The organism is Actinoplanes sp. NPDC048791 (genome assembly GCF_040650095.1).
Taxonomy (GTDB): domain Bacteria; phylum Actinomycetota; class Actinomycetes; order Mycobacteriales; family Micromonosporaceae; genus Actinoplanes.
In genome coordinates this window covers 1-5163 of sequence record NZ_JBEZGQ010000617.1, presented here as the reverse complement: position 1 = coordinate 5163, position 5163 = coordinate 1, and the positions used below count along the sequence as shown (strand labels likewise).

Here is a 5163-nt window from a genome sequence, read left to right as displayed (position 1 = left end):
CTGCGGCTGGGGCCGGCCGCCCTGTCCGGCCGGCAGATCGACGGCGCGCAGGCCGGTGTCCAGCCGCCGGGTGGCTGGGAGGTGGCCGTCGACTTCGCCGGGGACGGCGCCCGGGACTGGCGGAAGCTGACCGCCGACGCCGCCTGCTCCCCCGTGGGCGACCCGGCCCGGCGGGTCGCCATCCTGCTCGACGACGAGGTGATCAGCTCGCCCGAGGTGAGCCCCGAGGCGACCTGCGAGGTCGGCTTCGCCGGGGAGGCCATGCGGATCACCGGATCGTTCACCGCGGCCGAGGCGCGCGATCTCGCCCTGCTGATCAGGGCGGGGGCGCTGCCCGTACCCGTGGACATCATCCAGCAGCAGGTGGTCGGGCCCACGCTGGGCCGGCAGGCGATCGAGGCGTCGGCGCAGGCGGCGCTCATCGGGGCGCTGCTGACCATCGCGTTCATCGTGGCGGTGTACCGCGTGGTCGGTGCGCTGGCGGCGGTGGCGCTGGTGGCGTACGGGTTGATCTCCTACGCCGCGCTGCTGGCGGTCGGCGCCACCCTGACCCTGCCCGGCCTGGCCGGGTTCGTGCTCGCCATTGGGATGGCGGTCGACGCCAACGTGCTCGTTTTCGAACGGGCCCGGGAGGAGTACGCCGGCCGGCCCACCCTGCGCAGCGCGATCCGCGGCGGCTTCGCCCGGGCCTGGTCGGCGATCATCGACTCCAACGTGACCACCCTGGTGGCCGCCGCCCTGCTGTTCCTGCTCGCCTCCGGCCCGGTACGCGGCTTCGGCGTCACCCTGGGCATCGGGGTGCTGGCGTCCATGTTCACCGCGCTCGTGCTGACCCGGCTACCGGCCGAGGCCCTGTTGCGCCGGCGGTGGCTGGTCGTGCGCCCACGGTGGAGCGGCATCGCCCACGCCGGCCGGGTCCGCCAGGCGATCGAGTCCCGCGGCCCGGACCTGATGCGCCGCCGGCGACTGTGGCTGGCTGTCTCGGCGGCGGCGGTGCTGCTCTCCATCGGCGGCGTCGCCACCCGGGGGCTGAACCTCGGCGTCGAGTTCACCGGCGGCCGCATGGTCGAGTACGCCACCAGCCGGCCACTGTCGACCGACGCGGCCCGGGCAGCCGTGGAAGCCGCGGGCGTCGACCGGGCCGTGGTCACCCAGGTCGGCCAGGGCAACGTCTCGGTGCGGGCGGGCGCCTTCGACGACGCCACCGAGCAACGCGTACGCGACTCGCTCGGCACGGCCGGCGGCGGTGACGTCCAGCAGTTGCGGGACGACAAGGTCGGGCCCAGCCTCGGTGCCGAACTGCGGGACAAGGCGCTGCTCGCGGTGGCGATCGCTCTCGGCGCGCAGCTGGCGTACCTGTCGGTGCGGTTCCAATGGCGCTGGAGTGCGGCGGCGGTGCTGGCGATGCTCCACGACGTGGTCATCCTGATCGGGGTGTTCGCCTGGCTCGGCAAACCCGTCGACGGGGTGTTCCTGGCCGCGGTGCTGACCGTGGTCGGCTACTCGGTCAACGACTCGGTGGTGGTCTTCGACCGGATCCGGGAGCTGGTCCACGGTCAGCGCAAGATCAGCCCGAAGCTGCGGGTGCCGTTCGCGCGGCTGGCCAACACGGCGTGCCTGCAGACGGTCCCGCGTACGGTCAACACCGGGCTGGGGGCGGTGTTCATCCTGGCCGCCCTGGCGACGCTGGGCGGGGCGTCGCTGGTCGACTTCGCCGTGGCGCTGCTGGTGGGGATCGTGGTGGGCACGTACTCGTCGGTGTTCCTGGCCACGCCGCTGGCGATCACCTTCCGGTCCCGCTGACCCCGGGCAGCGGGGTGTGCGCCGCCGTGCGCCCACCCCGCTGCTTGGCGCGGTAGGGTTCCCGCCACCGATCGATGCCGCCGGTAGCGGAAGGACGAGCCCGATGACGGATCCCGCGCAGCTCAATACGGACGTGCCGCACTCGGCGCGGGTCTGGAACTACCTGCTCGGCGGCAAGGACAACTTCGCGGCGGACCGGGAGGCGGCCGACTACGCCGTCCGGCTGATGCCCGAGCTCGTGCTGTCGGCCCGGGCCAACCGGCAGTTCCTCGGCCGGGCCGTGCGGTTCCTGGCCGGCGAGGGCCGGATCCGCCAGTTCCTGGACGTCGGCACCGGGCTGCCCACCGCCGACAACACCCACGAGGTGGCCCAGGCCGTCGCCCCGGACGCCCGCGTCGTCTACGTCGACAACGACCCGCTGGTCCTCACGCACGCCCGCGCGCTGCTGACCAGCAGCCCCGAGGGGGCCACCGACTACCTCGCGGCCGACGTCCGCGATCCGCAGGCCATCCTCCGGGCCGCCGCCACCACACTGGACTTCGGCCGGCCCACCGCGGTGGTGCTGTCCGGCATCCTCAACTTCGTCATGGACGACGCCGAGGCCCGGTCGGTGGTCGAGCAGTTCCTGGCCGCGGTGCCCGCCGGCAGCTTCCTGCTGATCTCGCATCCGACCACGGAGGTCAACGGCGAGGCCGTCAAGGAGTCGATGCGGCAGTGGAACGAGAGCGGCGCGGCGCCGATCAGGACCCGCACCCTCGAGGAGATCCGCGGCTTCTTCGCCGGGCTGGAGCTGCTCGAACCCGGCGTCGTGACCTGCACGGCCTGGCGGCCGGACCCGCGGCACCCCGGCATCACCGAGGTCGTGTCGGAGTTCGTCGCGGTGGGCCGCAAGCCCTGAGCGCCGGTGGGGGGCCCGGCTGCCCCACGGGGGTAAGGCAGCCGGGCCGGCTCATCACAGCGACAGGCGCTGACCGGGGAAGATCAGGTTGGGGTTGCCGCCGAGCTGCGCCCGGTTGAGCTGGTACAGCGCGCGCCAGCCGCCCTTGACGTGCTGGGCCGCCGCGATCTTGGCCAGCGTGTCACCGGACTTCACCGTGTAGTGCCTGCCGGTGGCCTTGACCGAGGTGCGCTTGGTCGCCGCCGACTTCTTGTGCGTGGTGGTACGCGACGCCGTGGCCTTCTTGCCGCTCGACGAGGAACCGCCGGTGTTCTTCGCCTGGTAGGACTTCGACGAGCCGGCCTTCTTGCCGCACACCGGCCACGCGCCGATGCCCTGGCCGTCGAGCACCTTCTCGGCGATGCGGATCTGCTCCGAGCGGCTCGCCTTGTTGGCGGTGCTCGCGTACTTGCCGCCGCCGTACGCCTTCCACGTGCTGCGGCTGAACTGCAGGCCACCGTAGTAGCCGTTGCCGGTGTTGATGCTCCAGTTGCCACCGGACTCGCACTGCGCGATCGCGTCCCAGTTGACACCGGACTGCGCCGCGGCCGGAGAGGCCGGGCCCAGCAGGGCGACGGTGCCCGCGGCACCGGCCACGACCAGGCCGAGGGCGCGCAGGGACTGCTTGTGGATCTGTGCCATCGAGTGAACCTCCACGCCTGCGAGGTCAGCTGTCGGGTTCGGGCTGAGGTTGCCCGGCCGCTGTGGTGCCGCGGCTTCACCCCGGAGGCGCGCGGTGAGCGCGCCGGAGAACCTGTGGGTCCCCCGCTCCATGCCTGAGTTGAGTTCCCAGCCCGGTCGGCGGCAGGACTCGGCGTTACCGACCGCGGGGCCCGCGTCAGCGGACCGGCCGACGGTAACCACGTTGCCCGCCACGGGGCCAACCTCCGGGGGCCTAACGTGACGTTGTTCTCAGCTTTTGCCCACTTTTGATCTTGGTCAGAATCGGGGCAAGGCTGTCGATATCACCGGCCGTACTCCTCGGAGCCGCGGGTGAGGACGTACCAGCCGTCGCGGTCGAAGCCGGCGAAGCGCAACCGGTCGGCGAGCAGGGTGCTCAGCGTCTCCCGTACGGCGACCCGCCAGTCCTTGGCCGCCCCCGGGGTCCGGCGGCGCAAGCTCTCGATGTCCTCCGGGACGGCCACCACCACGGTCTGCCCCCGGAACGAGCCCGGCACCGGCCCACCGTTGCCCGCACGGCGCAGCGCCACGGTGGCGGTCGGCGGCCGCACGGACCGCACCGGCTTGCCGGCACTGGCGGAGACGACCGCCGGGGCGGCGAGATCCCAGCGCACCATCAGCCGGTCGCTCTCGTCGTCGCCGTTGATCCGGTCGTGCATCGGGCCGTAGAAGTTCGCCAGGTACTCCGTCGGCACCGCGCCCAGCTTGGCCAGGTTGAAGTAGGCGTTGCGGGCCACCAGCGGGTCGAACGTCCAGCTGATCGTGCTGATGCCGCGCTGCAGCGCCCAGACCCGCTGGTGCTGCTTGAGCGCGAAGCCGACGCTGCGCCCGGCCGCGGCGGCGGACACCCCGGCGATGTGGCTGTGCAGCTCGCGCTCACCCGGCGCGGCGAAGAACGCCACCGCGGCCCCGACCAGGGTGCCGCCGTCGAAGGCACCGGCCACGTAGTTGCCCGACTTCGCCAGCGCGCGCAGCAGCTCGGTGCTCAGCAGCGGGCCGCTCGCGTCGTCCTGCCAGATGCCGGCCAGCATCCGGTCCAGCGTGGTCAGCTCGGCCAGGCTGTGCACCGGGCGGACCAGCACCCGCGCCGCCCGCGCGGCCACCGTGGCCGCCTCCATCGCCGCCACGATCACCCTGCTCACGACGGCGGCTCCGGAGCGGACACGTCGGCGACCGGGCCGGCGACGAGGGTCGCGAGATCCATGTGTGCTCACCTTCGGCGGTGACGGGTGTGCTCAGCGTAGGCCCCGGCCGGGCCGTCCGGGGGGCGTCCGAACCCTGAGGTCTACCCGTCTTGACCAGCCTTTCCCCCCGAAGGTCCAGAAAGGGTGGACATCAAGTGATCTCTTGCCGGCGGCCTCGCGTATCTTGACGTACCGGTCGGCACCCCCGTGGCCACCGGTCTTTCCCACGGCAGGACGACGAGATGGCTGACGATTCCGAGCGCGACGATCCGGTGCTGGTCCGCCCGTACATCACCACCCAACCGGCTGAGCCCGGTGACCGGCAGGCGCCCACCTGGCCCGCGACCGCGGATCTGCCCGAGGACGGCACCGGCGAGATGCCGGTTGCCGCGCCGGCCCCCGTCACCGTCACCGACCCGGCGGCCAAGAGCACCGCGCTACGCCGGCAGAAGCTGCTCGTGCTGGCCGGGATCGGGGTGCTCGCCCTGCTCGGCGGGGCCGGCCTGTTCCTGCTCCTGCCGTCCGGCGATGACGACCAGCCTGTGACGGCGCTTCCGG

Annotated in this window: 4 protein-coding genes, 1 pseudogene and 1 riboswitch; of the genes and pseudogenes, 3 read left to right on the top strand and 2 right to left on the bottom strand. The window is 72.8% G+C overall.

The window, feature by feature from the left end:
- Positions 1 to 1803, top strand: a 1803-nt coding sequence (gene secF / locus AB0C29_RS32750) for a protein translocase subunit SecF (protein WP_360828430.1), incomplete at its 5' end; no start/stop codon positions are given.
- 103 nt (positions 1804 to 1906) lie between these two features.
- Positions 1907 to 2701: an SAM-dependent methyltransferase gene (locus tag AB0C29_RS32745; RefSeq protein WP_360828427.1), complete on the top strand. Its 795-nt coding sequence runs from the start codon at positions 1907 to 1909 to the stop codon at positions 2699 to 2701.
- 54 nt (positions 2702 to 2755) lie between these two features.
- Here the strand turns inward: AB0C29_RS32745 and AB0C29_RS32740 are convergent, their stop codons facing one another.
- Positions 2756 to 3382: a transglycosylase family protein gene (locus AB0C29_RS32740; RefSeq protein WP_360828424.1), complete on the bottom strand. Its 627-nt coding sequence runs from the start codon at positions 3380 to 3382 to the stop codon at positions 2756 to 2758.
- A gap of 4 nt (positions 3383 to 3386) precedes the next feature.
- A riboswitch (cyclic di-AMP (ydaO/yuaA leader) is annotated at positions 3387 to 3534 on the bottom strand.
- 171 nt (positions 3535 to 3705) lie between these two features.
- Positions 3706 to 4563: a GNAT family N-acetyltransferase gene (locus AB0C29_RS32735; protein ID WP_360828421.1), complete on the bottom strand. Its 858-nt coding sequence runs from the start codon at positions 4561 to 4563 to the stop codon at positions 3706 to 3708.
- Between the two features lie 284 nt (positions 4564 to 4847).
- Between AB0C29_RS32735 and AB0C29_RS32730 the strand changes: the two are divergent.
- Positions 4848 to 5163 (top strand): annotated as a pseudogene (locus AB0C29_RS32730) (hypothetical protein); the annotation flags it as partial.

Excerpts from the sequence above, each read along its gene's own strand:
- AB0C29_RS32745 (WP_360828427.1), top strand. The coding sequence starts at position 1,907 with ATGACGGATCCCGCGCAGCTCAATACGGACGTGCCGCACTCGGCGCGG.
- AB0C29_RS32740 (WP_360828424.1), bottom strand. The coding sequence starts at position 3,382 with ATGGCACAGATCCACAAGCAGTCCCTGCGCGCCCTCGGCCTGGTCGTG.